This window comes from Maribellus sp. CM-23, from assembly GCF_021354595.1.
Lineage (GTDB): Bacteria > Bacteroidota > Bacteroidia > Bacteroidales > Prolixibacteraceae > Draconibacterium.
This window is the reverse complement of sequence record NZ_JADWYJ010000002.1, coordinates 734,565-761,298: the sequence shown is the minus strand read 5'-3', so window position 1 is coordinate 761,298 and position 26,734 is coordinate 734,565. Positions and strand designations below refer to the sequence as shown.

The window sequence follows — 26,734 nt, the reverse complement described above, 5'->3', positions numbered from 1 at the left end:
CTATTTGGCTGCTTTTAGTGTCTGTATTTCGTTGTAAACGTCAAAGGCCAGTTTTGACAGGTGGCGTTGGTCTGATTGCTCCTTTTGCTTGGTTTTAGCATCTTCCCATTTTTGATAAACCGATTCAAAATTTTGCATCTGGTTACGGTCGATCCATAAAATGTTGTTTTTTATGTGCGAGGGAATTCGTTCGCGGATCAGTTCACTTATGAAATCGCGGAACCTGCCATCCTGGAACCTGGCGGGCCAGTCGGGAAACAGAAAACTTATCTGGAAATCGAAAAAGTCTTCGTTGATGATTTGCCCGTTGGAAAGTTTGCGTTGAAAAACCAGCCGGCGTTGTCCAAAATTTCTTCCGACGATGGATCCCATTAAACGGATCTTTTCCATTTCGGCATATCTTTCAGCTCCGTTTTTTTCTTCGGGGGAGCTGAAAAACCGAATGTAATTTTTAACTTTTTCTACCTGCCGGTCAACGTCGGGGTTTTCGATATCTGAAAGCGGTGCAGAAGTCGCAATTATGTTGCCGTCGTTGTTTTGTAGCAGCCATTGCTTGTTTTCAAAGCGGTAATTATCCGCATCGGGTCCGCACAGGAAAAACTCCTGCAAATTGTTTAGCCGCTCCGATTCTGTTTGGCTCCAGGATTCATCCGCCACTGTTCCGAAAAAGTTCTCTGCGTATTCACTTTTGAATGAAAACCCAAACTGGCTATCGGCCAACATGTCCAGCAAGAGGATGTGGTCCAACAAATAAAAACCTTCAGCACGACGGTTTAATTCGGTAAAATAGTGTATCGACTGCGCCACAAAACGTAAAGCATCTTCCTCGTTTTTACCTTCGTATAAACGCACCCATTTTTTTGTCTCTTTTCTGAAAATTACCTGGATGTTGTTTTGCTCCTCGCTGGTTTTTCTGGAGATCCGGTAGTTCTGTGGATTGACGGTTTCACGGAAAAGTGATTTAATTTCAATACCTCCCAGAAAAGACGGTGAAAGATTGACGTTTTCATTTTCCGAAAATTCCGTTAGTTCTGTCAAGCGAACAGGACGGTATTTATGATGGAGTTGTTCAATGTTGTGGTAGTGTTCGCCGGGAGCGAGCAATGTTGCAGGTTGCTCCGACAGCTTTTTAACGATCGGTTTGTTGCGCAAGGGAATCCCCGATTTCAGGCAAATAATTTCTTCCAAACCTGAAATTTCATTTTCCCTGGGCACTTCAGGCGCACCGATAAATTCACCTTTCGTGCGGTTGTAACCCAGCCGGTCCACGTTTCTCAGGAAAAGTGATTTGTGACGAATAACGGTTAGCAGGTATTCTTTTTCGTTTCTCAGTAAATGCAGGCGCGCAGAAATTTTCCAGGGCACTTCGCTTAACTCTTCTCCAAAGCGGGCAAGCATATGATCGTACACGGCGTTTTTCTTTTTTAGATACGCTTCTTGCGTTTCTGTTTGGCTGGCAGGGAGTTGATGATTCGGAAATAAAGTTGCCCAGTTGGGCACCGAGTTGATCCACTCGTTTCTGAAGGCCGGTTCGTTGGGAGAACTAAAATCGATGTCAAAAAAATGGTTGAGATCAGCTAACTGCGATAAGTGGCCGCCAAGATGGTGTTCGAAAAGCATTAAAAATGCCTTTAACTGTGAGGCTTTTGCTTTTTTCTCTTCCGGCTCGCTGTCGGCCAGACCTTCGGGGCCAATGTTGTAGATCAATGGGAAATGCCGTTGAATGGAGTAGTAGTTTCCCGGGTCACGGTAGGTCTTTTCTAGCTTTCCGTTAAAAATTTTTTCTTTTTGATCGCCCATTGAATAGGCCCGGTATTTCTTTGACCATTTTTCAAAAAGCAGGTTATTGATAACATCTTTGTGCAGAAGGTTTATTTCTTTCCCGTTGATCAAAACCTTTAGCTGGCTGTATAGATAATCAAAACGGGCATTTGAATCGTACTGGCCGGTATCTTTCAGTAAATGAAAAAAATGATCGGGATCAATCGTCATTTTTTGTGACTCTGTATCCTCGCAAATAATGCTTTTAACCTCGCATTTTTCCACTCCGTCGGCTTTCGAAAATAGCCTTTGAAGAACGTCGACATCCAGAATGCGGATTCTTTCTTTGGCGGGTTCATCCGGAAGAAATCCTTTTATCAGGCGCGGCCCGGCAAACATTTCTTCGATGGTTTGATTTTCGCTCAACATCTCATCGGGAGTGCGAAATCTTACCGGAACGTATATGTATTCAAAAAGCGACAGAAAAAGCTGGGAAAGCGTTTGTTCAATGTCGCTTTGTTCCGGAAGATGGATGTTGCATTTGATTTCAATTGGCCGGGGGCGGAGGAGGCATACCTCGGTAAAGTATTCACCCATGTTTCGGTTAACGTTCAAAAACTTCTGCAAGCGGTTGATAAAATCTTCCCGGGCATGCTGATCGGCTGATAATTTGCGGATAAAACGCAGTTTGGGTAGAACTTCTATCCGAATGAGGCCGCTGATTTCTTCCTGGAAACCTTCGTTTTTTAACCGGCTGATCCACACATTCTGTACTTCATCGAAACGGTCGATGATCAGTTTTCTTAAATCGGTATTGGTTACCGGGTGACTGCTAAAGATATCGGAAGGGGAGAAAAAAGCATTGGCGCGGGCATCGATCGGGAGATCCTTGTTTTTTACCAGGAGGTCTTCCACCGGGTAAGCAGTCCGGTAGCCAATGTCGGTAAGGCCGTAGCAAAGTTGTTCAAGGATGGTTAGTCCCGGGTCGTGAAGGTTGTAATCGGTCCAGATATCGCCACCCAACTCTTGCAGGTATTCAATGCCTTTATTCCTTAGTCCCGAAAAATTAAGGCTTGTTTTTTCAATATCGTTTTTTGAAAAACTGTCGCCGGTTTTCATTGTTCATCCTTTCGTTTAGGTGAAAAACGATCGTCCCACAATACGCTCACCTTAAAATGTATCTTTTTGTCGTTCCCGTAGTTACTCCTTGTTTTTAGTTGCAGCGAGTAGCGAAATGGATCGCGCGGTTCGAACCAGGAACTAATTATTTGCCAGAGGCGGGCCAGTCCTGTTTTCTGTTCCTGCTCCTCGTTTAATTGTGACGGGCGCGATTCCCAGCGAATGGCGACCTTGTTCCACCATTTCCCATAATGCGCGGTAGTTGTGGTAATTTTCGATTTCGAGTTTCCGTAGGTACTTACCGCTATGGCATGCATCAGCGAATATTTTCCTTCGCCCTTTTCGCCCTGCACATAGGCCATGATCTCAAACGCGTTGGCGCCGTTTAATAATTTGTCTCCAAATACATTGTGCCAAAGTCCGTCGGCATTTAGCTCGCCTTGCAGGTAATTTCCGACTCTGCCTTCCGACGAAATAATGCCGTTAACATCAAGTCTCTCAACCGGAGTTGTAGTGCCAAGTCCGATGTTGTGCGAGTCTTTCTGGATGTAGAACGCGGGTTCCCGGGGAACTTCAGAGTCTTTGTTTTCTTCCCTGAAGGCGGAAATTTTGTGAATGTAAATGCCGCCGCTGTCCTTTTGGGTAAGAAAAAGTCCCCAGGTAGCTTCCGGGTCATCTTTGTCCTGGAAAAAGCTGAGTAAGCGATTTTCTCCGTTGTCGGAAGGATAGATCATCAACCCTTTCTCATTGATATCCAGCTTGTCGTCGGCCTTGTTAAAGGTCGAATCGATTAACTTTTCAAAGGCTCCCTGATCGGGAAGACTGCCTTTGGTAAAAAAGCTTTTGAGTTGTTTTCTATCCGTTATGTTTTTTTGATTCTTCATGAAGCGTTATGTATAATTTCCTTTGCCGTCGCTTATTACGAAATCTGCCTCAACTGCCAGGTCGCCAATCCCTGATTTTAGAGGTTTGTGCGCATCTTCGTCGCCGATCACTGTAATTTGATGCTCGGGTGCCGAGGTTAATATGGCATAGGGCGAAATAGTCCGCAGGTCGTTTATTCTTTCAATTATGGCTGTGTCGATAATTTTATAACGGCCCTGCACTTCTACCAGCTGTAAAACCGAAAAGCCGGTAACAAACTCCACGTATGGGCGGCTTTCGATAAAGTTTATCAATTCTGTTTTTGAGAAAGATTCGTCGAATCCCTTGTCGACTAGCTCGTTTTTGACACCTGGAGACAAGTAATTGACCAACTCACTGTTAAGCGTCGTTTTCAGGTATCCGGCTTTGAATGGGTCCTTGAATTTGACTGTGCATCTTATTTTCAGGAGTTCGTAAATTGGGTTGGAAACTTCCACTTTAACCCAGGGCGACAAAAATTGCGAGATGTACTGTTTCACATTAACGAGCGTGCTGTAATCAATTTTATGGCTTTGCAGACTGCCGGTGGTTCCCGAATCGGTTTTGGGAATTAGTACAATTTGGAGGTTACTGCCTTTTACCAGTTCCCTGGGATGGGTGTTGCGCCCGTAAGCCCTTACTTTTTCAACCTGCGGAAACCGGTCAAGTACCAGCCGCTCGATGTCCCAGTTGCTTACGGCCCTGTTTTTATGCCGTAACATTTCTCCTGTTCTTCCATAAAACAAGCCTTCGCTGTCTTGTTTATTGGTGGTTTCCAATGCAAAGGGACCTTTGATTTCGGCTATTCCGGGTTTGGAGCTAAAACTGGCTTTCTGATGCTTTTGTTGCTTTACGTCTGCTGTATTGTCATGCTCCGGGTTTTCAGATGATACAACCTGAAGTGCCTGAGAGAATACATGTCGTATTCTGGAGTTGTTATCGGGCGATTTTTTATACGATGCTTTCAGCCAGAATTTTCCTTTGAGCATCCTCGGGTTGTCGGTTTGAATGATCCCCGGTAACTTTAGCCGGATGATTCCTGACTTTAGCAGGCCTTGTGTGCTGTCTTCCAGAATGTCATTGTGCATGGATATCCACTCGTTATTGCTCAGGTAGTGCCATTCTACGGTTGGCGGTTTTATTACCGTGTGGCTGTAAACGGCCGGTTGAAGGTCGAATCCCAGGTTGAGTATTTCGTTGGGAGTGACCTTTTCCAAACCAAGCAATAAGCTTCCCTTGCTGGTTATTTGCGGTAAAAAATAGGATTGTGATTTTACCGGCCCCGGAAAAACCTGGACTTTCCCAAAGGGATGGATATGAACCACTTTAATGTCGGCTGATTTATTGTCCAGCTTGCGGTGCATGATTTCCCTCGCCACGTTTTTGTACCGGAGCGTCAGTTTTTCAATCATGGGTGTGAAAGGCTGGCTGGGCAGCGGGTCGGTATTTCGTTTGAAGCGGCTTCGGTTAAGGGCTGCATTGGCATATATTTCGGGGAATTGCTGGTGCCCGAAAGCAAAGTCGGGGCCCGAAAGTTCCAGCAATAACGATGGCAACTTTTTATTTCCCAAAGGATTGATTTGCTGGTCGAAGTTCAGATTACCAAGGCCAACGTTTATTTCGGTGGACGGCTCGAGATAGTTATCCTTCGTGTTGAATAGCTTTTCTTCCTGCATCTTTATGCCTGAGCGATCGTTGCTTTGGCTGCTTTGTTTTATTTTGAAGCGGAATCCATCGTTGGAAACATCCAGCGGGTAACCACGGTAATAAGAAGAGAAACCTCCTTTCATGCGTGGAAGCCCCAGCCAATTGATTTTTATGTCCAACTCGCATAGGTTTTGTTGCAAAACCAGGGGATTTTGTATTTTCAGATAGCTCCCCAAAACCGGAGCTGTTCCAAAGGGGGCAAAAGGAATGGAGTTATCAAGATTCCCCAAAGACGTGGACAACATAAGGTCGCTTACTTCTGCCACTTCGGTTTCCAGCATAACTTCTTCCATTACCATCTGGCTCAAAATCCGGTAGGGGTGATAGCGTGCATTGTTGTTGAGCATTACCTTGATGCAAGGCCAAAGTGTGTCATAGTCGCCGTCATGAATTTCAGGAGTAAAGGGGACCAGAGTTTGCTCCTGATCCGTAAATGGAATGGTGATGATCAGTGAATGTTTCTCTCGGTTGATTTGTACTTTTACATGCTCGGGTTCGACCCACCCTTCGTGCGAAGTAATAAGAAGTTGAAAAGCTTCGGCAAAGAACTGGGAGACAATTTTGTCTCTGAATTTAACCGATTCTGCTTTGTCTTGCGTCTCAATAATCTCATCGTAAACTAATCCGTCGAAGAGTGATCTTGACTCCTGCCACGATTCGGAGGTAAACTTCAGGCTTAGATCGATTGTCTGGTTTCCTTTCTCAAGAATCAGGGCGGGAGAGGAAAACAGGATACCGATTTTACTGGGAACAACAGCTTCGTTCAACATTGTTTTTTCTTCGCCAAAAGTGGCTGGCAGAACATTGTCTTTTTCGGCGGTGTTCTTTCCGCTCGATCGAATATCGTTCTGGTACAACAGGTTGATGGAGAAGTTGTTTTTGTCGTCCGATTGTCCAAAAGGATGGTAGTCGCTTTTAAACAGTGTTTTAATTTCGGTTATCTCTGTTTGGGTGAACCGGCTTGCTGAAACGGTCTTGAACGGGTACGTGGGGCGGTTCGGAAAAGTAAGGTTAAACACCTCGTTTTCCGGAATATCTTTGAATTCGATGCCCTGCTGAAGTTTTAGCCCCAGAATTGCCTTGCTGTTCGTTTGATTTCGTGGCGACTGTTGTAAAATCTTTTTGTAATAAAAGTCAAGATGCTCCTGGATCAAGGCATTCATATCGGTCTGGGCAAATTCGGTTAACCTGAAAAAGGTCAGTAAGAGTGCAATGTGAGGCTGATGTTCGGCGTGTTCCAGCTCTGCTTTGAAATAATCTTCTGCTTTTTCCTGCAGGAAAAGAAGATGCCCGTAAAGATTTTCGAAGTGTTCGCTGATTGTTTCGGAATGTTTAGCCGACGATTCCTCTTCAAAATGAATAACAGATGAGTAAATGTTTTCCAGCTCGGAAAGCAAGGCCCCGCTGTATCTCGAATTTTTCAGGCTTCGCAGCCAGCGAATAACCAGGTCGCGCATTTTACGGCTGGCTTCGGTAAGCCTTTTGTTTTGGTCGCCTTGGTCGTGGACGAATTCGTTTTCTTTTGCCAGGTTTTTAAACTCACCAAGATCAATTTTTACAATGGAGGCAATCACAAAAAGAGGATCCCGCATCAAAAAGGTCTTCCAGTTGCCCACAATTTTATTGTCGGTATCAACAAACGGAAGGTGTCCGGCAAACTCCAGGGTTTGAATCAGTTTTTCAAGAACTGATCTCCCGTCGATTGAGAGGTAGGAGTTGCTTAGCGCCTGCTGAATTCTTTTATCTTGTGATGAGCCTTTGTTCATAGTACTGCCATTCGTTTTTTAGAGCATGGTTCCTTCCTTGAAATAAAAGGGATAGACAATATTGCTGCGCGTGTTGGTGATGATCACTGTATAGAGAATGTGTATGTTGAGGATCCCGTTTTCAAAAGTGTCGTCTTTTATTTCAATGTTTTCAATTTTAATGCGAGGTTCGTTGAAGAGCAGGGCGTCGTAAACCGCATCACGTAACATGGTTTTTCGCGTGGGGTCGTTGCTTTCGAACACAAATTTCCGCACCGGGCAGCCAAAAGCCGGGAACATGATTCTTTCTCCCGGAATTGTGCCCAGTATTATATGAATACTTTGCCGGATGTCGTCTTCGTCTTCAGCAGTAACGGTGGTCCCCATTTCGTAGTTGAACGAAGGGGGAAAAGCCCATCCTCTGCCTAAAAATGAATTGTGTTTTGCCATGTTTTATCCTCCTATCATCACCGTTGGACATCCCAAAACAATGCTTCCTCCGTGAGCGGTAGTGTCGCCCATTCTTGCTGCCGGTTTTCCGCCGATCATCACAGTTCCCGATCCCTTAACGATGGAATCGGGCGGTCCTACGCAAACGCAGCTGTCTCCCATAACTGCGGCCGGCATTCCGCCAATTAGTACGGTGGGCATTCCCGGGCCTATTACCGGTCCGCCAACATGAGGTATCGGCGGCACACCCGGTGTTTGCATCGGACAGGTGTGCATATCTGTTAATCTGGCTGCCATTCCCATAATTCTAATTTTTTAGTTGATCATTACCATTGCACCTTTTATGGTGGTTTGTCCTGAAGCCGAAACCTCGGCTGTTCCACTTCCTTTTCCTGTAAAACCTACCTGGGCTGTCAGTTGAACATTCATACCATCCGCTTTTACATCAGCGTCCGATTTGATGGAAACTCCTGAGGAGCCGGAGAGATTTAAATTTCCGCCGGCGGTAATACTGATGTCTTTGGAGCTGTTTATTGTGATCCCCGAGTCATTCATTTTTAGTGAATTCCCGTTTTGGTCGACCAAACTGATCAACTTGTCTTTTTCACTCATCTGAATGGTATTGCCGGCAGGAGTCTGTAACGTAAGTATGGTGTCTACATCGTCAAACTCAATCAATATCTTCTTTTTTGAATAGATCGACTTGAACTGATTTTCCTGATCGGGGTCATAAACGGGCGTATTCTTTTGGCTGTAAACTGACCCTGATATTACCGGGAAGCGCGGATCGTTGTTGATAAAGTTAACCAATACCTCGTCGCCTATTTCAGGGAAAAAAAAGAACCCGGCCTGGTTGCTTGCATACGGGAAAGCAAGCCGTGCCCATAGGCCGTTATCCATATCAGTACCCGAAAAAACAGGGAGGTTGACCAATACGCGGTAGTTTCCTTCGGTATCTTCGTGAATCTGTTTTACGGTGCCAATTTGTGTCCCGTTTACCGCAGGTAAAAGTCCCGATGCAGGTAATTCCTGCACGTCGGGAAGCGAAGCATGCCATTCGGGGGATAACCCGATCTGAAGTTTGGTTGTCCAGCTACCTTCCGAAATGGTGTGTGTAACTCCCGAAACAAAAGCATTCCCGTTAAACCGGCTGCTGAATTCACTGAGCTCAATAATATCTCCGGGAATGATCTGGCTGCTTCCCTGTATGTTGATGTTTCCCCTGATTTTACTCAGGGCCGCTTTACTTCCCATGGCCAGGCCCCATGCATCGCTTTCTGTTTTCGTAATAAAAGCCGATGAAAAGTGGGCGTTGTTTTTGGTGTGACAAGCTTCGGATAGTTTTTGGGTCGTGAGGTTTCCTTGTGAGGTACCGGCAGAAACAGCACTACTCGAGCTGACTGTTTGTTGTTGAGAATTGTCCCATGTGTCAATGTCGTAATTGCCGGCAATATATTCGCTGTCGAGTTTCAGATCGATATCAATAATTACCTCCGAGGCATTTAGTGTGACCACCGGCGACACGCTAAAATCAACTTTCTTCACCTTCACCTCGTTTTGGTTGGCCAGCACCATCAGGTTATTGGCTTCGGCGCGGGTAACCACAAAATCCCAGTCGGTGGCATTGTACTGAATTAACAGCGGATGTTCAAGATCGGTGGCATCCACCGTGCTGCTTAAGCCATAGTTGCCAATAATACTGGTGATTGCATCCGAATCTTTCTTTTGGGTGAAAATGGCATTCGATCTAACCCGGGTCATTTTAACCGCTTTGTCCTTGCAATCAATTCGTAGTTGCGAGCAACTGTTTTTAACCGACAAGCTTTGAGAAATAATGATGCCCTTAAATACAGTTGTGTTGTCGCTGCTGTAACCGACCTTAATTTCTATTTCATTCCCCGGAATAAAATCATCTCCTTCACTGTTGCTGAAGCCATCTTCTGAAACGCCAATGGCTGCACCGTCAATCAATTCCACTGATGCAAAACTGATACGGTTTACTTCCTGCATAATCGAAAATTCCCCGATCTCGATTGTATCTTTCAGGGGACTCCCGTTCACCAGGATTTCAAAAGTCATTGGGCCATCTACTGGCTGTAATTGTGGCATAGTGTTTAGTTTACCGGTGGAAAAACAATCGTTTGGCCTGGTTTAACCGAGCGAAAGTCAGTCAAGTTATTGTAACGCGCTACCTTGATGTAATAACTGCTGTCACCATATATGCGGTAACACATTAGCGGAAGGCTGTCACCGGCCATAACTGTCCTGACGTGGGTGAGGTCAGACGAATTCTTTTGTTCTTCGAGTGCCTTTTTCTTGGCACTGACCGAAGCCAGGAGAACGATGGTAACCTCTGCACGAAGCGGTGTTCCGTCGGTATCCAGCATGGTATAATTCACGTTCCAGTTTTGAAGCCTTCCCTGGAAAAGAGATTGTGTGCCCCACAAAATTTTAATGTAATTTGGCTCGTGGATGGTGCCGTTGTAAGTATAAACCAGCTTTTTAACTTCATCAATTTTCTGGCTTACATCGTCTTCGTTGATGACTCCCGTTCCGTCAAAGAATAAAACAAGTTCAAAATAGCTGTTACCGGTTCCTTTGAAACGTGCTGTTTTTGCACTCGAGCCATCGGTTGTATCCCGGGTGCAAAACTCTTGCTCGTTTTTGGTCTGAAAGGATTCCGGGTTAACCGGTGCGTCGAACTCGCCCACCTGGCTGGAAAAATCCGGATCGGTGTAAGCGAGTATTTTCAGTTTGGTCATTTCCCCCATGGTCAGCGAATCAATTTACGTTCAAGTTTTTCCAATACTTTGGTTGTGCACTCTCTTTCCAGTTCTTTCCGAAACTTCTCCAATTGTCGGTTAATCAAATCTTTTTCAATCGACGAATCAAGCAGTTGCGAATGGTTGTCGGTAACAACCCCCCGGATAACCAGTTCTTTTACAATTAATGTCATCAGGCGTATTTTTTAAACTGTCTGTATTTCAGCGTAATGGACTCGATAGCAAGTTGATTGCTAGTACTGTTTAAGGTTCCGAGTTCCCACGAAATGGGGTAGGCCCTCATAATTCTCCACGATGCCAGCGGCGTTCCATCGCTTCCCAATAGAGATAATGTTATATCCTTGGGCGAGAATTTGAAATCCTCAATGGCTTTTCTGCACCAGTCATCCAAACCGGAATTTGCCAGCAGGCATCTTTTTAGCACCAAGTTTTCGTACTTTGGCTGAACAGGAAGGTGGTGAACAAAATGATTGTCACCACCTTCCTTCTTTGGAATGGTATCTAAGGTTACTTTCAAACCGGAAACTTCCTGAAAACTGGCATCCATTTCCGAAAATCCATCGAATTTTACTGAAAAGTAGAATGCTGTTGGTGGGGCATAATCGGTCTGAAAAAAGCTGTCGCTACCCATAGAGTTATCCGTTTGAAATAGTGAGTCCTTCGTGCATAATCTCGATGCTTTCAATGGCTACCTCGTTGGCTTCCGATTTCAAATCAGTGGAACTGATCTTGGTTGGCCAGGCATTGGTAAGTGTCCATGTCATCGTCGGGTTACCACTTTCGTCGAGTAGTTTGATAACAACGTTCATGCGTTCGATGGTATTCATTTTTATTTTATTGTACCAGTCGAAGAAACTGTTGTCTTTGGCAAACACTCCTTTTTTCATGGTTATATTGCTGTTCTTAACCATTCCCGGCATGTTTATTTCCGAAAATACGGGACTGTTGCCATGCCGGTAGGTAAGAGGTTGAGCTTCCACATCCAATCCGCTTACTTCCTGAAAGGGAATGTTGGTGGTGCTTCCCCAGTCTACCATAAAATAAAACTTTGGTAAGGGCCAGTTCTTGTCTTGTGCTTCTCCTGCCATGATCTTCTATTTTTATGATTATTTCTGATTATGATTTTTGCATTTGCTGTTCGAATGTCACCACAATAAATTCGGCGGGTCGTACGATGGCCAGTTTTACTGTGATCAGCATTTTTCCTTCCAGGATATCCAGTGCGGTCATGGTTGAACCCAGACCCACCTGTACTTCAAAGGCATCATCGGGAGAGGCTCCGGCCAATGCACCTTGCTTCCACTTTTCGGTTAAAAAGTTAACGATCATACTTTTTACGGTGATCCAGGTGTTGGCGTCGTTGGGTTCGAATACATACGAACGAAGCGCAAGTTTGATCGACTGTTCAAGCATGATCATGGTTCTGCGAACGTTAATGTATTTCCAGTCGAGGCTGTTTCCATCGAGTGTACGTGCTCCCCAAACCAGTGTCCCTATTCCCGGGAATGTGCGTATTGCATTGATCGATTTTCCGGAAATTGCGTCTACGTTCAGGTTTTCCTGTTCATCGTGGGTAATGTTAACCGTCGGTTTTACCACGCTGTTCAGACTTATATTGGCGGGCGATTTCCAAACTCCGCGGCTGTTGTCAACGGCGGTGTAGATACCGGCCAGTGCCGAAGATGGCGGCAAAATGTTCATGACTGCCCTGATTTCGTCCAGCAAGTCGGAATAAGTTGGGCTGGTTGCAATCAACCCAAGATGGAAATTTCGCTTTTTGTTCTCAACGAACTTTTCAAGCAAAGCTTCTGTTTCGGGCAATGCTCCCAAGCCGTTTAAGGTTTCAGCAGTAATACCTTCCTTTAGTTTTCCTTCTTCCACAACTGTAGCTAAATCTGTTGGATTGTCAGCAGTTAACGCAGCTGCCAATTCATCCGGTCGTTCTTTGATGAGTGCGTTTTTGAAGCCATCTTCATCTTTTGGGAAATCGTTGATAAGAGGTTTCGCTGCTTTTTCAGTTAAAACGGTACCCAATTCAACTTTCGGATCCAATATCTGGAAATCGATCTCTCCTTTCTGTACGATACTGGTATTCATCCAGGGATAATAAGCGGCCGCATAACTTAAGTTTTCGGTACCAATTTTTTCCCTGAATTTGTCGATGATATCAACGTTGTCGGTATTAACGCGGGTGCTGTATCCGTCCCAAAGATCAACAATGGCTACGCGGCTTTGCATTTTCGAGCAGTGAGCCAAAGCCTTTTTGTATACGTCGTAGCTTTCGTCACCTAGTTTAATGGCGTCGGGAACAAGCACCATGGTTGGTTCCTGTTCTTTTAGCAAAGTGTCGATTCCCTCTACCAGTTCTTCTTTTTTTACATCCTGCATGGTTTTGTAGGTGCCTACCGAAACCACATAGCAGGCTCCGCCGCCGTTGTCGAAAAACAACTGCATGGCCCGGTACAAGTACAAACCTTCACCTTTGGTTTGTTTGATCTCTTTGGTATTGTCGCCAATCGTGATCTCGTGCATTGCCAGTTCTCCTTCACCTACATCAGCAAGCTCGAATAGTGTCTCAGCGGGGCCGCCGAACCACTGCCTGTATTCTGATAATGAAGTAATCCTGGTGGGCATCTTTGAGATAGACTTTCCATTTCTGGAGGCTTTCTGTGTATACCCAATAAATGCAGGAATGGCTGTCGCTACTTCAACGACAGAACCGGGAAACGCATTGATTTCTTCAATGTAAACTCCCGGAGTCATTAATTTTTGTGCCATAATCTTACTACTTTAATGGTTTATATATAAATATGAGAATATTGAATTTCAGTCAATTGCTTTTCGTCGTTGTATATAAAGTCGGGGCTTGCGTTGCGTAGTCTTTTGATCACAATCCGTCCTTTTTTCAGTGTTGGTTCTTCTGCCTCTATAAGCTGGAATGAGTCGTCCAGAAGTTCGGCAATAGGAAGTTTTTCTTTCGATTCAAACACCCAGGCTTCGGTATTTTCGTGTACGGTTTGTTTTTGCGGGTCGTTAAAAACCTGTTCTTTCTTTTTATTGATGATGGCGAGGTTTTGAAACTTCTGGTAAACCGGGTTTACGATGAAGTATTTCCAAACCGTGGATCGGTTGTTAAATTTGATGCTATAATTGATCTTTCCGTTTTCCGTAAAATGCCTGTGTAGCTCGTCCGGAAAGATTTCGAGTATCCCCAACGGCTTTTTCCACATTGCTTCGCCGGTGTAATAAATCTTATGTGCTTCACTTGGCTTGAGTTGTACATTGATAATTCCTTCCGGTAAATCAGCAAACTGGTAGGCTGTTCCTGACGGAGATTGGTTGGATTTCCAGGGAGCTATTGGTGTTCCCCTGGCATCTTTAAAATTAACTTCTCCTTCCTTTTCCTTCGTTTGGATGGTTTGGGAGGCAATCGCAACAATGTCGTTTACGGATACATATTTTTCAGCGTGTAAAAACAATGTATCGGGAGTTTCGGGGCGGGGAGCGAGGTTGTTAAAGTAGAAAAGATGGTTTCTCAGGTCGAACCGGGGTAGGTCAGAGTAATTTATAAAATACGCGTCGCTACAAGTAAACCTGAATTTGAGTGATGCAGATTCTTTATCTGATTGTAGCAGGTCCGGATCGGTTGTCAGCAGGTGAAATCCTCCCGGAAATGGTTTGATGATGATTTCGTAGTTCTTGAGTAATTGGCTGGTTGGGGCGTCGTAGCTTATTTGAATGGGTTTAAACTTATTGTCATGAAAGTAACTGTGGTCAAATTGAACGGTGAGTATGTGTGTAAAGCTTTGTTTCATGACCTGTTCAATTAGCTGTTTCGGGCTTGCTGACTGCCGGCGTAATTTTCTGAATCGAGATATCATCGTGCATCACAACTCCGGCTTTGTATAAAACCGATGGCATAAGTTTGCTGCCAATTGCCGACCACAGGTGGCTAAGTTCGTCGTAACCCAGGCTACACAGCTCAAAACTGATGTATTTGGGACTGTTAGAGTTGGGAATATCGAGAGGAATGCGTTTGTTGGCATGAAAAAACCTGACAAGGGCAGACAAATAGCTTAGTCCTTCGATGTAAATATTGCTGTCGAAGTTGGAGCAAAAAAGCAATCTCAGGTTAACAGGTAAAGAGGAGCTTCGGTATGCGTAGGCTCCTCCGCCGGAATGTTGGTTGCGGTTAATGCTGTTTTTTAGGGTAGATTCTTCTTCCAGCCCCACGAGAAAAAAAACGATTTTCCCGCTTACATTTTGAGCCTCGGAACCATCCGGTTTAACAATGTTCGAAAGAACCACTTTGTTTTCCGAGATGGAGAATTCATTCCTAAAATGTTCATTCAACAGGTCTCTAATATACGTTAGCGTAACATCTATCATGTTCCACAAGGATTAATGCCCAAATGTTGTGAGAATCAAGAAATGGATTGATTTAATGGTCTATTGTCTTGATTGTCAATTAAGTGTAGTCGAGCGTGACTCGGTTCTACTTTTCAATAAGTTGAAGTAAGTTACAGAAAATATATATTAAAACCTATATGAGGATATAATTATCTTTTTTAATTAGCATTATGTATCTGTTTTGCTTTTGATCATTTTATGGGTTAACTTACATACCGCTTTTTAAGAGAAATGCTGATTATATATTTGATAAATGTTCAATACCTGATTACAATGACGACGCTTGCTTTTTTTACTACAGATGTGTTATTGGTATTGATAATCTCAGTGCTTGTAACAATAGTTGTCGCGACGGTGTTTTGGCTTCGGCTTAAAGCTGTGATCAACTATTCTTTTAAGTGGAAAGAATTGGAAATTATGTTAAATAGGCTAAATGTACGGTTTAAAGAAATTCAGGATGAAATTGTTGCTCTTGAAACCAGTATAGATAAAGGACAGGACAACCAACAGGAATTTCAGAAAAAGCTGTTGGAGTTGGAAGCCCGCTTAAAAGCCTTGGAAGAGAAAAGCTCCACTTTGCCAGGAGAAAAAAACGATGACAAACAAGATATTGTAGTGGAGTATTACATGAGCAATGCAGATTCCTGATGTCCGAAAGAACTAAACAATGCTTTTGCCTTCTTTCATTTTTTCCATTTTTAAACCCGCCTGTATGTCTTGCCAGCGAATGAGTTTGTCTTTTCTGCGCATGCATTTCAGAATACAATAATGTAACACGTTAATAATGGATGCGGCACTTAGCTCATGCTGTTCAGCTAAATTATCGATATTGATGTCTTTATCGTAGGCAAAATCAGAGGTGGTTGACTTTTCCCAGAGCTGGTGACGGAGATAAACATCCGGAATTTCAAAATCCAGAATTAGCTGGAAGCGCCTGAAAAATGCTTCATCGATGTTCTTTTTGAAGTTGGAGCAAAGAATAACCAAGCCGTCGTAATCTTCCATGCGCTGAAGTAGAAATGAAACTTCTTGGTTGGCGTATCTGTCGTGGGAATCAGAAGTATTGCTTCGTTTGCCAAACAAAGCATCGGCTTCATCAAAAAACAGGATCCAGTCTTTCGATTCTGCCAGGTCAAAAATGCGGGAAAGGTTTTTTTCTGTTTCGCCGACATATTTTGACACTACCATTGACAAGTCTACTTTGTAAACGTCCATGTTGAATTGTTTTCCAAGCAGGCTGGCTGTCAGTGTTTTTCCTGTTCCCGGAGGACCCGTGAACAAAACTTTGAACCCCGGTTTGATCTTTTTGCCAAAACTGAAATTGTTTTTCAGGTCTTTGCCGTGTTCGATGTAATCTTTTATTTCTTCCAAGCCTTGCAATAAGTTTCCCGGCAAAACAAGATCACTCCATTCCTGGCTGGTGGTAATCCTTTTGGCCGGAAAATCGGCATTAAAATCCGGCTTGTATTTTTCACCGGTGGTACAATAATACAAATACTCGGGTGTAACAGACAAAAGGCCGGAAGCCATCGGAGCATTGCTCGATCTTTTTTCGAGGTTAATAATGCCGTGCTTTCTCAGGTAATGTTCTTTGTCTAATAAATGAAGCAGATCGAACCGCTTTCCCAAATCGTGTCCTGCCAATAAGAAAAGTGCTGTTTCACCTGTCGGCAGATATCCTTTAAAGTTTTCGTTTCGTACCCCGCCAAACTCGGTAAAAGGAATGTCGTATAACTCGTTTTTCATATGCAGCAAGTCGAGCAACGATGGTTTTATGTGTGGAATTAATGCCAAAACAAGAATCAGCCTTTCTTCCATCCTCATGCCATGTTTTTTTATCAGGTCGGTATAGGGGCACATGTGTTTTTCGGCTGATGGTAAGGGGAGATTTGCAATGGCCGTTTCGTTTGCCGATCGTTCAAACGTTATTTTTCCCCGCAGCATTATAAGGTCTTGAAACCATTGAAGCTCCTGTTCAATAAAAGCTGCATTGATTGATTTAATGGTCATGTGTAAAAACGGATAAGTTCGTGTTTATTCGACGTAAATTACGGATTTCATCAGGAAAAGTCAAACCTGAAATATTGCATTCTGTTGTTTCCTCACAGTTGTTTTCTCTATAAATCATTTTTAAGTGGAGATGTTTTATCAATAAACCAATATCCTGCTTTCTTTTTCTGTTTTCAAATAAGGGGTTGTTATTTGTTTGTTTTGAGTAAATGGGGTGTTTCGATTTGTGTTGTAAATTAAATTAAAATAGAAAAAGAAGAAAAAAATAGAATAAATTATATTCTTTATTATTCCTTTTGTGTATGTTTGTTTTGTTTTTGAGCAATAAAAGAAAGAAAAGGAAAAATAAAGATATATTTTGTTTCGTTTTGGGATATTTTACTTGAAAAAATACAGTGAGCATGAAAAGAGAGGGCTTAGCCGAAAAGATTGGTTCCGGAAAGTATGAGAGTGATATTTTGGTGATCGGTGGGGGAGCTACCGGTTTGGGGATAGCAGTTGATGCAGCCGCGCGTGGATATCGTGTTGTATTGCTTGAGCAGGATGATTTTTCAAAAGGCACATCAAGCCGAAGTACGAAGCTTGTTCATGGCGGAGTGCGCTATCTTGCGCAGGGCGATGTTCGTATGGTGATTGAAGCCCTGCGGGAGCGCGGTCGTATGCGCCGCAATGCGCCTCACCTGGTTCGCGACATGCGTTTTATTATTGGTAACTACAAGTGGTGGGAGCGCTCGTTTTATACGGTTGGTCTGACCTGTTACGATTTGCTGGCCGGAAAGCTGGGGTTGGGGCGTTCTCTGCCGCTTTCAAGCTCACGCATAAAAAAAGAAATCCCGGGATTGAAACAGGACGGATTGATGGGCGGCGTAGTTTATCATGACGGCCAGTTTGACGATTCGCGGATGGCCATCACTTTGGCGCAGACAGCTTTTGATCATGGAGGTGTTTGTCTGAATTATGCTCGTGTTAACGGGTTGGAAAAAGACCGAAGTGGCCGGGTTTGTGGCGTTCGTGCAGTGGATTTGCTGAGTGACGATGAATTTACGGTCAACAGCCGGGTGGTAGTCAATGCTACGGGTGTTTTTATTGACGATGTGATGGGTATGGACAGCCGTCAGGCGAATAAGAAAGTACGTCCGAGTCAGGGAGTTCACCTGGTTGTTGACCGAAAGTTTCTGGGAGGCGATTCAGCGCTGATGATCCCGAAAACAAGGGACGGACGAGTGTTGTTTGGCGTTCCGTGGCACGACAAAGTGGTGTTGGGAACGACGGATACTCCTTTGAACGAGGCATCGCTGGAACCCTGTGCGTTGGAGGAAGAAGTTGATTTTATTCTGGATCAGGCAGGGCAGTACCTGGCCAAACAGCCAACGCGCTCCGATGTGCTCTCTGTTTTTGCCGGTCTTCGTCCGTTGGCAGCTCCTACAAACGGAGATGGTCAGAAAACGAAAGAAATCTCCCGAAGTCATAAGATTTACCAGGCTGATTCAGGTCTTTTGACCATCACCGGAGGGAAATGGACCACCTATCGCGAAATGGCCGAAGAAGTGGTTGATCGCGCGATTGGCATCGGTGGGCTTTCGCGGCGCAAGTGTGTTACGGCCAATATGAAACTGCATGGTTATGCGGTTCAGGAGCCGGAGAGTGGCTGGGATTACGTTTACGGAAGCGACCGGGAAAAGCTGCGCCAGCTGGAGCAGAATGATGCTGCCAATAAAGAATTATTGCACCCTGAATACAGTTTCCGGGTTTCGCATGTGTTGTGGGCAGTGAGGGAAGAGATGGCACAAACGGTGGAAGATGTGTTGGCGCGGCGCGTGAGAGCATTGTTTTTGGATGCGCGTGCTGCCATAGAGATGGCTCCCCGTGTTGCTTCAATTCTGGCGAAAGAATTGGGTAAAAACAATGAATGGGCCCGTGAGCAGGTTGCTGTATTTAACCAGCTCGCAAAATGTTATCTTATTTAAGCTTTTTTTATTCCAGTTTTAATGGAAGTGTAATGAATCGAAACTATTATTGCAACTTGAAACCAAAAAAAGTAATCAGAAATGAAAATAGTAAACAGTAAAGCTTTTCTTTCAAAGATGTTTGTTGTGAGCATTTTGTTGCTGGCGGGATGTTCAGCTACAGAGCGTCCGGTTAAGCACAATTATCTTGAGTTCAAATCGGCAAAAGAGATCCAGGAGTTTTTCCGCTACAAAGAAGGCGGTTCAATTATTGTGAGCGGGCATCGTGGAGGGCGCGAAAAACATTTCCCTGAAAACAGTATTGAGGGCTTTCAGAATGTATTGGAGCACATGCCTGCATTTTTTGAAATTGATCCCCGACTGACAAAAGACAGCGTTATTGTTTTGATGCATGACGTTACGCTGGACCGCACGACAAATGCAACAGGCCGGCTGGCAGACTACACCTGGGAGGAATTGCAGGATGTCCGTTTAAAAGATAGTGAAGGCAATGTTACTGACTGCCGCATCCCGACCCTGGAGGAGGTGATTGTGTGGAGTAAGGGAAAAACGGTTGTTAACCTGGATAAAAAAGATGTGCCTTTGGAAATGATTGCGGAGTTGATCGAAAAACACCGTGCCGAAACTCATGTGATGCTAACGGTGCATAACGGCGAGCAGGCAAGGTTTTACTACGATCGTTTCCCCACAATCATGTTTTCTGCTTTTTCCCGAAATGAAAAAGAGTTTGAAGACATGATGGCTTCGGGTGTTCCGGCAAGTAATATGATTGCTTATGTGGGGCGTACAATTGATGAGTCCAATAACGAAATTGTAGAAAAGTTGCGTGCAAAAGGAATTCGTTGCATGGTTTCGTATTCTCCAACTCATGATAAACTGAAAACAGCCGAAGAGCGCAAGCAGGCGTATATGGAATCGTTAAAAGCCAATCCTGATATTGTGGAATCAGATTTTCCGACTGAAGTGTTTGGGTTGCTTAAGTAAGCGATTATTGGATTGTATACCGGTAGATAAAAAAATATAGACTTCCCAGGCGAATAAGTATTAGAGATTAACGTCGACTAAGTAGGGATGTTGTTCGGGAAACAGCATCCAGGTATTCTATTGACTAATAAAAATTAAATCTGAACTTTTATGAAGAGAGCATTTATGTTAATTCTATTAGCTACAGCCTTGCTGTATTATGCTTGCGATAATTTTGATGATCCGGCAATTCCGGAAATCAATAATTGCAGCTTGTCTTTGACAAATGCGGAAGGAATTCCGTTGTCGAATGTGTGGGTAAAGGTTTATTATTCTGATAATAAGCCTGATTTCGTAGTTGATTCTACATTTACGTCGGTTCTTGGCAAAGCTAGTCTTCAAAGCCTGGAGCCAAGAGATTATATTCTGAAAGCGTTTAGAGAAAATGGAGAGGAGCTGGGGGCAACAGAAATAGTTGTTACCAGTGATAATGCCTCGAATAATGTTGAATGGGCGCTCGATGTTTTTGTCGACAATTACACTTTCACCGTAATGTTGGTTGATAATAAAGATAAACCGATTGTTGGCCGTAAAGTGGAATTGTTAACGATGGACGGAGGTGATCCTGTTTCATTAAAAGAGGGGCTTTCCGATGCTGAGGGAAAAGTCGCGTTTGCGAAAACAGTTGCCGGAACCTATAATGTATATGTTTACGACGATAATAATATCTCGGTTTTTGCCCAGGCAGTTTCAACTGTAGGAGCAGGCGAAAGCAATTCGGAAACCTTCCTGATTCAGAAGATCTATCATAATTCAGACATTGTTATTACTGGTTTTGTGCATGACCCGAGAGGATCGGATAGTCCGGTAACCGGTGCGGTTTCAGGAGATGGTCTTGTTCATCCGGGACAGTATGAATATGTACAGCTTATGGCTTTAAAAGACATTAATTTTGCTGAAACTAATTACAGTGTGGTATTTACCAATACTACATCGCCAACTGAATACGGATGGGCTGAAGGCTTGTATGATGAAGCAAGTAAAAAAGTGTACCAGATAAACCTGACAACTGGCTCGGTGAGTAAAGGGCAGTATTTCTATGTAGGAGGTAGTGCGCGTGCTATTTGTAGCTACTATCAGTTAACGGTTAGTCCTCAGTTAGATCCGGGTATTTTCTGGGGAGTTGATTATGCTGCTCAGGCCGGAGGAAATGGTAACGGCGCTGCGAAAAGTGGAAGCGGGCTTTTGGGCAATGGCAGTGGAAAATCACAATCTTCGGTTACGAAAAGTGCTCCGGATGGAATCGCTGTTTTCAAAGGAATAAATGTGGATGAAAATACAGTTCCAACTGATGCGATTTTCTTTGGAACGTCTGTTACTTATCAGGCTTACCAAATGCCCGACAATGATGTTTATAGTCGGACAAACTCAGACACCGGTGAACAACAGGCTTTATTTGGCGAGGGTACGAATACTTACTTGTTCCCGGTTGGCGCTCAGGATGTAGGTACTTTTATTAAGCTTGGTGGAAAGGTTACATCAACTGAATGGCTTACCCCAAGAAGTGGAACCGTTTTCTTGTTCAACATGAAAGATTACCCGGGGGCATCTACTGCCGATATTGAGAATTCAGCAGACTGTACAGTGTTTGTAGATAAGTAGTATCAATAAATTCTATTTTTTAACATCATGAAATTAGTGAGTAAAATAAATAATATAATAGTTGGTTCAGCTATCTTCATCTTACTGACAGGGAGTTTGACGCTCCGTGCCGAAGAGAATGGATATTCTGATCCGTCGACGGCTGTAGCTCAGCAAAACCTAACAGTATCAGGTGTTGTTGCGGATGATAAGGGAGAACCTCTTGTGGGGGCATCTATTCAGATTGTAGGCACCAGCATTGGTGCGGTTACCGATTTGGAGGGAAAATATAGTATTCAGGTTCCTGATAAAAATTCAAAGTTGTCTTTTTCGTATATCGGTTATAAAACAGTTACGATTGATGTAGCTGGTCGTTCCTCGCTTAACGTGACACTTGAAAGTGCATTGTCTGATATCGATGAGGTAGTTGTAATTGGTTATGGTACAGCCAAAAAAAGGGATTTGATTGGTGCGGTTGATCAGATTACTTCAGAAGCTTTGGAAAATCGTTCAACACCGAGTATAACCCGTAGTTTGCAAGGGCAGATTCCGAACCTTAATATTACGATGAGAGACGGAAAGCCCAACAGGGAAACGAGTTACAATATTCGGGGGGAGACTTCGATCGGAGCTGGTGGTAGTGCTTTGATTTTGATTGATGGCGTTGAAGGAGACCCAAGTACATTGAACCCTCAGGATGTTGAAAGTGTATCGGTACTAAAAGATGCATCCTCTGCAGCTGTTTACGGAGCGCGGGGTACGTTTGGGGTTGTTCTTATAACGACCAAAAAAGCAAACAAGGGAGTGCTAAAAGTGAACTACGATGGCAGTGCATCTTTCCTGACAAGAACGGTAGAGCCTTCATTTGTAACAAATGGATATGAGTGGACGACCTCGTTTTTAAATGCTTATTATGGCTATAATGACTATTCTGCTTCTGATCCAACTTCCATTAATAACGTTTTTCCTTTTACCCGTTCGTGGTACGAAGAATTGAAAAGGAGAAATGATAATCCGGAGCTTCCCCGCGTGAGGGTAAACAGTGACGGAGAATACGAGTATTTTGGAAATACTGACTGGAATCAGCTACTCTACAAAGACTGGACCCAGGGGACTGATCACAAACTGAGTATTAATGGCGGAAGCGATGTGGCAAGTTATTATGTGTCGGGAAGATATTTTGCACAGGATGGTATTTATCGCTATAACTCCGACGATATGAAAAGGTACAATTTTAGGGCGAAAGGACAGATCAAGGTAAGCCCGAAATTGACCATTGACAATAACTTCTCGATGGATTATAACAAATATCATTATCCGCTGATGTCTTATGCCGATGAGTTGGTGCAGCGAAATCTTGAACACCAGGGGTATCCTATGGCGTTAATGTTTAATCCGGATGGATCCTATACATACTCTTCTATTTATAACGGGGTAGGTGATTTTCATAATAAAACTTCTTTTCAGGATGATAATACATTGAATGTGAGAAATACAGTAGGTGCTACTTATATGCCGGTGAAAGATGTGTTAACGTTCAAAGGAGATTTCACCTATAGCTATAAAGATTATCAGCGTACCCGGGTTAACCGGTATGCCCCGTACAGTGAAGGTCCTGAGCTTTTTGCAGAAAAGGGACAGTCGCTAAGAAGGATGTGGAACCAGGAAACAAATTATTTTGCTTCGAACCTGACAGGTAACTATACCCCGAATTTGGGGGAAGATCATTCCTTGAATATTTTGGTGGGAGGAAACGTTGAGTCCTCGAAAAGAAGAAACCTGTACAACAGGCGTGATGGATATTTGTATCCCGATAAACCTAATTTTATTTTAATGGACGGGATAAATTATGTGATGGAAGAAAGAAGTGTTGACTGGGCTTTCATCGGTTTATTCTTCAGAGCAAATTATGCTTATAAAGGAAAATATTTGTTTGAGGTTAGCAGCCGTTATGACGGTTCTTCCAAATTCCCTTCCAATGAGCAGTGGGGTATTTTCCCGTCAGCATCTTTTGGCTGGCGCATTTCTGACGAAGGTTTTATGGAAGGAACCAAGAGCTGGCTAGATAACCTGAAACTAAGAGCTTCGGCCGGTACATTAGGAAACGGTAATGTGAACCCGTATTCTTATCTAGAATTAATGAATGTGGGAAAAACTTCGTTGTTGCTGAATGGGGGCTTCCAGACATTCACTGAATTGCCAACGCTTATTCCGGACAACCTGACATGGGAAAAAGCAACAACTTACGACATTGGTCTTGATGCCGATCTTTTTAAGGGAAAATTAAATGTAGGTTTCGATTGGTATCGGAGAAATACTACGGATATGTATGTTACCGGTCCTGATCTTCCGCAGGTGTTGGGGGCAAGTGCTCCGAAAGGAAACTACGCCGACCTGAAAACACTGGGATGGGAATTGACGGTAGGATGGAAAGACCGGTTTGCTTTGGCCGGAAGTGACTTTTCATACAACGTGAAGTTTATGCTTTGGGATAGTCAGAGCTGGATTACTAAATACCTGGGGAATGAAAACATGTTGCTCAGTTCTTATTATGAAGGTCAGAAACTGGGCGATATTTGGGGCTATACCGTTGAAGGTTTGTTTACAAGTCTCGAAGAGATTGCAGCCCATGCCGATCAGTCAAAAATTCCGGTGTCAAAAGGTAAAATGCTTCTTCCCGGCGATTTGAAATTCAAAAACCTGGATAATGATGATATTATTTACAGGGGAGCCAATACTCTGAATGATCATGGTGATTTAAGTATTATTGGAAATGATCAGGCACGTTATCAGTTTGGGTTTAATATGGGAGCCAATTATCGTGGATTTGGAGTGAGCGCATTCTTCCAGGGAGTTGGCAAAAAAGACTGGTATCCTGACATTGAATCCGGATATTTTTGGGGACAATACAACCGTCAGTACGGGTATTATCCAACTGACCAGGTTGGAAATATGTGGATTGAAGGCGTGAATGAAGATCCTAATGCCTATTGGCCAAGGTTGAGAGCGTATATGTCTAATTCAACCAGCAAGCCAATGGGGGTTAAGAATACCAGGTACTTGCAGGACGCGGCATACGTGCGCTTAAAAGCTGTCACTTTTGATTATACTTTGCCGGCCGATTTAGTCTCTAAAATGAAACTTACAGCTGTGAAATTTTATGTGACAGGTGAAAATCTATGGACCTGGACAGGTTTGACAAAACATACCACCAATTTTGACCCGGAAGTAATTGAATCCGGTGACCCGGATCAGGCAAGTAATACAAATACTGAAAATGGTTACAGCTATCCAATGCTGAAGAGTGTTACTGTTGGAGTTAATATCACATTCTAAATAAAAGACTTATGAAAAAAGTATTATATATATTGGTTGCCATAAGCACTGTTTTTACTGCTTGTGAGGATATGTTGGAAAAGGAACCAATACATCAGTTAAATGCTTCTACATTTTTTAGTTCTGAAAATGATCTGAAAATATATTCTTATTCATTTTACGAAGATAACCTGCCTTCGGCCAATGATATTGCACGGGGCGACGGAACTTCGGATTATGCTGCAATTAATAGTCCTTCCACCTTTCTTACCGGCGACTGGAGTTCGATAGATCAGTCGGGATGGGGAGTTAGTAACTGGAGCGCCTTGCGAAACATTAACTATTTTCTGGAAAATGCATCTGAGGCTCCTGTTTCTGAAGATGTGCTGAATCATTACATTGGCCTGGCAAGGTATTGGCGTGCTGTATTTTACCTGGATAAAGTTCAGACTTTTGGTGCCGTTCCTTGGTACGAGAATGCATTGGATCCCGATGATCCTGAATTAAATAAGGCACGGGATAGTCGTGAGTTTGTAATGGGAAAAGTATTGGAAGACATTACTTTCGCTGCCACGCATATGAAGGAGACCAAAGATACCTACAGCAGTTTGGTAAACAGGTTTACTGCTTTGGCCATGAAATCGAGAATATGCCTCTATGAAGGTACTTACAGAAAGTATCATGCCGAGCTTGGGCTTTCGGATGCAAATACCTGGTTGCGGGAAGCTGCCAGTGCTGCGAAAGAATTGATTGATTCGGACCAGTATGGCTTGTACAATACCGGGAACCCCGAGAGTGATTACCGTGACTTATTTGTTGCAGAAGATTTGGCAGGAATGCCTAAGATTGCAAGGGAAGTAATCCTGGCCAGAGTGATGAATACCGAATCAAGGGTATGGCACGATCTTACATGGAACTTCAATTCGCCTACAAATGGTAGCCGGTGGTCGCTGATCAAGCAGTTTGTTGATACCTATCTTATGCGCGATGGAAGCAGGTTTACTGATAAGGCAAATTATAGCGAAATCGAATTCTACGATGAAATGAAAAATCGGGATTATCGCCTGAGTCAATCGATACGTACCGAAGGATATTACAGGGCAGATGGTACGGTTGCTCCTCCCGATTTTGCCGTAACACTGACGGGATATCATATTAAAAAGTGGAGTCTTGATGATTCGTGGCACGATGGACAGGGGCAGTGTACAAACAGCATTCCTGTTATCAGATATGCCGAGGTGTTGTTGAATTATGCAGAAGCCAAAGCAGAGCTTGGTGAATTTGGTTCAGGAGAATGGAACCAAACGATAAAGCTCTTGAGAGATCGTGCAGGAGTGGCAAGTGCAGAACCTAAAGAGGCCGATAGCTATTTGCAAAGTATGTTTTTCCCCGGTATTTCAGATAAATACTTGTTGGAGATCAGAAGGGAGAGAGGAATTGAACTGTGCTTCGAAGGCCTGCGTTATCAAGATTTAATGAGATGGAAAAAAGGAGATTTACTTACATCGGCGAATATGCCCTGGAAGGGGATATACATCCCGGCAAAAGACGTTAATTATGATTTGAACGGCGATGGCAAGCCTGATGTTTGTATTGTTGATGCCAAGCCTTCTCCCACGGTAAGTGGGGTGAAATATGTCATCCTCGGAACAAATATTAAATTGTCCGAAGGAGATAAAGGGCATCTGATTTGGGCATGGGGAGTTGCCCGGAATTGGTCGGACAAGCAATACTTAAGGCCTGTTCCGCAAACCGCGATTACATTGAATCCGAATCTTTTGCCTCAAAATGAGGGATGGGAGTAATCTTGAAAAAGTTAGAGTACGCTATATGTTTTAGACGCTTTCAAGGAAGTCAGGTAATTAAGCTTGACTTTGAGAGGTAGTAATTAGTTTTTGAGAAGAAGGGGGATTTCTCCTTCTTCTCTCTTGCATTTAACGATATCAGATAATAACCAGTG

General features: G+C 43.6%; 20 protein-coding genes. 6 read left to right on the top strand and 14 right to left on the bottom strand.

The window, feature by feature from the left end; translation table 11 throughout:
* The 13 genes from INQ51_RS10395 to INQ51_RS10335 are packed head-to-tail and all read right to left on the bottom strand — an operon-like array spanning position 1 to position 14,857.
* A complete protein-coding gene (locus INQ51_RS10395) occupies positions 1 to 2,880 on the bottom strand; it encodes a hypothetical protein (protein WP_233377906.1) in 2,880 nt (959 codons plus the stop codon).
* Complete coding sequence (locus INQ51_RS10390) at positions 2,877 to 3,764, bottom strand: hypothetical protein (RefSeq protein WP_233377905.1); 888 nt, start codon at positions 3,762 to 3,764, stop codon at positions 2,877 to 2,879. Before INQ51_RS10390 ends, INQ51_RS10395 begins: the two co-directional genes overlap by 4 nt.
* Before the next feature lie 6 nt (positions 3,765 to 3,770).
* On the bottom strand, positions 3,771 to 7,256 hold the full coding sequence (locus INQ51_RS10385; RefSeq protein WP_233377904.1) for a hypothetical protein: 3,486 nt from the start codon (positions 7,254 to 7,256) through the stop codon (positions 3,771 to 3,773).
* 18 nt (positions 7,257 to 7,274) lie between these two features.
* Positions 7,275 to 7,685 carry a GPW/gp25 family protein gene (locus INQ51_RS10380; RefSeq protein WP_233377903.1) on the bottom strand — a complete coding sequence of 137 codons (411 nt, stop codon included), beginning with the start codon at positions 7,683 to 7,685 and terminating at the stop codon, positions 7,275 to 7,277.
* A 3-nt stretch (positions 7,686 to 7,688) separates the two neighbouring features.
* Entirely contained in the window at positions 7,689 to 7,982 is a 294-nt protein-coding gene (locus INQ51_RS10375) for a PAAR domain-containing protein (protein ID WP_233377902.1), read from the bottom strand.
* Positions 7,983 to 8,000: 18 nt separating this feature from the next.
* A complete protein-coding gene (vgrG, locus tag INQ51_RS10370; protein WP_233377901.1) occupies positions 8,001 to 9,794 on the bottom strand; it encodes a type VI secretion system tip protein VgrG in 1,794 nt (597 codons plus the stop codon).
* A 5-nt stretch (positions 9,795 to 9,799) separates the two neighbouring features.
* On the bottom strand, positions 9,800 to 10,447 hold the full coding sequence (locus INQ51_RS10365) for a CIS tube protein (protein WP_147383954.1): 648 nt from the start codon (positions 10,445 to 10,447) through the stop codon (positions 9,800 to 9,802).
* 11 nt (positions 10,448 to 10,458) lie between these two features.
* Positions 10,459 to 10,641, bottom strand: coding sequence for a DUF5908 family protein (locus INQ51_RS10360; protein WP_119435967.1), 183 nt, complete (start codon positions 10,639 to 10,641; stop codon positions 10,459 to 10,461).
* The gene (locus tag INQ51_RS10355) at positions 10,641 to 11,099 is read right to left on the bottom strand and encodes a phage tail protein (protein WP_233377900.1); all 459 of its coding nucleotides are present in this window, start codon (positions 11,097 to 11,099) and stop codon (positions 10,641 to 10,643) included. Before INQ51_RS10355 ends, INQ51_RS10360 begins: the two co-directional genes overlap by 1 nt.
* 4 nt (positions 11,100 to 11,103) lie before the next feature.
* Complete coding sequence (locus INQ51_RS10350) at positions 11,104 to 11,556, bottom strand: phage tail protein (protein WP_119435969.1); 453 nt, start codon at positions 11,554 to 11,556, stop codon at positions 11,104 to 11,106.
* Between the two features lie 28 nt (positions 11,557 to 11,584).
* Positions 11,585 to 13,246 carry a phage tail sheath family protein gene (locus INQ51_RS10345; protein ID WP_233377899.1) on the bottom strand — a complete coding sequence of 554 codons (1,662 nt, stop codon included), beginning with the start codon at positions 13,244 to 13,246 and terminating at the stop codon, positions 11,585 to 11,587.
* A gap of 20 nt (positions 13,247 to 13,266) precedes the next feature.
* Positions 13,267 to 14,283 carry a hypothetical protein gene (locus tag INQ51_RS10340; protein WP_233377898.1) on the bottom strand — a complete coding sequence of 339 codons (1,017 nt, stop codon included), beginning with the start codon at positions 14,281 to 14,283 and terminating at the stop codon, positions 13,267 to 13,269.
* Positions 14,284 to 14,290: 7 nt separating this feature from the next.
* A complete protein-coding gene (locus INQ51_RS10335) occupies positions 14,291 to 14,857 on the bottom strand; it encodes a DUF4255 domain-containing protein (protein ID WP_233377897.1) in 567 nt (188 codons plus the stop codon).
* A 438-nt stretch (positions 14,858 to 15,295) separates the two neighbouring features.
* On the opposite strand from INQ51_RS10335, the gene INQ51_RS10330 reads away from it, so the two are divergent.
* Positions 15,296 to 15,526, top strand: a complete 231-nt coding sequence (locus INQ51_RS10330) for a hypothetical protein (RefSeq protein WP_233377896.1) — start codon at positions 15,296 to 15,298, stop codon at positions 15,524 to 15,526.
* 12 nt (positions 15,527 to 15,538) lie between these two features.
* Here INQ51_RS10330 and INQ51_RS10325 read toward each other — a convergent pair whose 3' ends face one another.
* Entirely contained in the window at positions 15,539 to 16,888 is a 1,350-nt protein-coding gene (locus INQ51_RS10325) for an ATP-binding protein (RefSeq protein ID WP_233377895.1), read from the bottom strand.
* Between the two features lie 401 nt (positions 16,889 to 17,289).
* Between INQ51_RS10325 and INQ51_RS10320 the strand changes: the two genes are divergently transcribed.
* The 5 genes from INQ51_RS10320 (at position 17,290) to INQ51_RS10300 (ending at position 26,579) form a co-directional block, all read left to right on the top strand.
* Positions 17,290 to 18,855 carry a glycerol-3-phosphate dehydrogenase/oxidase gene (locus tag INQ51_RS10320; protein ID WP_233377894.1) on the top strand — a complete coding sequence of 522 codons (1,566 nt, stop codon included), beginning with the start codon at positions 17,290 to 17,292 and terminating at the stop codon, positions 18,853 to 18,855.
* A gap of 81 nt (positions 18,856 to 18,936) precedes the next feature.
* Entirely contained in the window at positions 18,937 to 19,839 is a 903-nt protein-coding gene (locus tag INQ51_RS10315) for a glycerophosphodiester phosphodiesterase family protein (protein WP_233377893.1), read from the top strand.
* 150 nt (positions 19,840 to 19,989) lie between these two features.
* Positions 19,990 to 21,480 carry a hypothetical protein gene (locus INQ51_RS10310; RefSeq protein ID WP_233377892.1) on the top strand — a complete coding sequence of 497 codons (1,491 nt, stop codon included), beginning with the start codon at positions 19,990 to 19,992 and terminating at the stop codon, positions 21,478 to 21,480.
* Between the two features lie 36 nt (positions 21,481 to 21,516).
* The gene (locus INQ51_RS10305) at positions 21,517 to 24,795 is read left to right on the top strand and encodes a SusC/RagA family TonB-linked outer membrane protein (RefSeq protein WP_233377891.1); all 3,279 of its coding nucleotides are present in this window, start codon (positions 21,517 to 21,519) and stop codon (positions 24,793 to 24,795) included.
* A gap of 11 nt (positions 24,796 to 24,806) precedes the next feature.
* Positions 24,807 to 26,579: a RagB/SusD family nutrient uptake outer membrane protein gene (locus tag INQ51_RS10300; RefSeq protein ID WP_233377890.1), complete on the top strand. Its 1,773-nt coding sequence runs from the start codon at positions 24,807 to 24,809 to the stop codon at positions 26,577 to 26,579.
* The last annotated feature ends 155 nt before the right edge of the window (positions 26,580 to 26,734 follow it).

What these genes read in the sequence shown, in the direction of transcription:
- INQ51_RS10320 (WP_233377894.1), top strand. Translation starts at nt 17,290, where the DNA reads ATGAAAAGAGAGGGCTTAGCCGAAAAGATTGGTTCCGGAAAGTATGAG.
- INQ51_RS10300 (WP_233377890.1), top strand. Translation starts at nt 24,807, where the DNA reads ATGAAAAAAGTATTATATATATTGGTTGCCATAAGCACTGTTTTTACT.
- INQ51_RS10335 (WP_233377897.1), bottom strand. Translation starts at nt 14,857, where the DNA reads ATGATAGATGTTACGCTAACGTATATTAGAGACCTGTTGAATGAACAT.
- INQ51_RS10390 (WP_233377905.1), bottom strand. Translation starts at nt 3,764, where the DNA reads ATGAAGAATCAAAAAAACATAACGGATAGAAAACAACTCAAAAGCTTT.
- INQ51_RS10395 (WP_233377906.1), bottom strand. Translation starts at nt 2,880, where the DNA reads ATGAAAACCGGCGACAGTTTTTCAAAAAACGATATTGAAAAAACAAGC.
- INQ51_RS10365 (WP_147383954.1), bottom strand. Translation starts at nt 10,447, where the DNA reads ATGACCAAACTGAAAATACTCGCTTACACCGATCCGGATTTTTCCAGC.
- INQ51_RS10355 (WP_233377900.1), bottom strand. Translation starts at nt 11,099, where the DNA reads ATGGGTAGCGACAGCTTTTTTCAGACCGATTATGCCCCACCAACAGCA.
- INQ51_RS10315 (WP_233377893.1), top strand. Translation starts at nt 18,937, where the DNA reads ATGAAAATAGTAAACAGTAAAGCTTTTCTTTCAAAGATGTTTGTTGTG.
- INQ51_RS10340 (WP_233377898.1), bottom strand. Translation starts at nt 14,283, where the DNA reads ATGAAACAAAGCTTTACACACATACTCACCGTTCAATTTGACCACAGT.
- INQ51_RS10330 (WP_233377896.1), top strand. Translation starts at nt 15,296, where the DNA reads ATGTTAAATAGGCTAAATGTACGGTTTAAAGAAATTCAGGATGAAATT.
- vgrG (WP_233377901.1), bottom strand. Translation starts at nt 9,794, where the DNA reads ATGCCACAATTACAGCCAGTAGATGGCCCAATGACTTTTGAAATCCTG.
- INQ51_RS10380 (WP_233377903.1), bottom strand. Translation starts at nt 7,685, where the DNA reads ATGGCAAAACACAATTCATTTTTAGGCAGAGGATGGGCTTTTCCCCCT.
- INQ51_RS10385 (WP_233377904.1), bottom strand. Translation starts at nt 7,256, where the DNA reads ATGAACAAAGGCTCATCACAAGATAAAAGAATTCAGCAGGCGCTAAGC.
- INQ51_RS10360 (WP_119435967.1), bottom strand. Translation starts at nt 10,641, where the DNA reads ATGACATTAATTGTAAAAGAACTGGTTATCCGGGGGGTTGTTACCGAC.
- INQ51_RS10345 (WP_233377899.1), bottom strand. Translation starts at nt 13,246, where the DNA reads ATGGCACAAAAATTAATGACTCCGGGAGTTTACATTGAAGAAATCAAT.
- INQ51_RS10325 (WP_233377895.1), bottom strand. Translation starts at nt 16,888, where the DNA reads ATGACCATTAAATCAATCAATGCAGCTTTTATTGAACAGGAGCTTCAA.
- INQ51_RS10310 (WP_233377892.1), top strand. Translation starts at nt 19,990, where the DNA reads ATGAAGAGAGCATTTATGTTAATTCTATTAGCTACAGCCTTGCTGTAT.
- INQ51_RS10375 (WP_233377902.1), bottom strand. Translation starts at nt 7,982, where the DNA reads ATGGCAGCCAGATTAACAGATATGCACACCTGTCCGATGCAAACACCG.
- INQ51_RS10350 (WP_119435969.1), bottom strand. Translation starts at nt 11,556, where the DNA reads ATGGCAGGAGAAGCACAAGACAAGAACTGGCCCTTACCAAAGTTTTAT.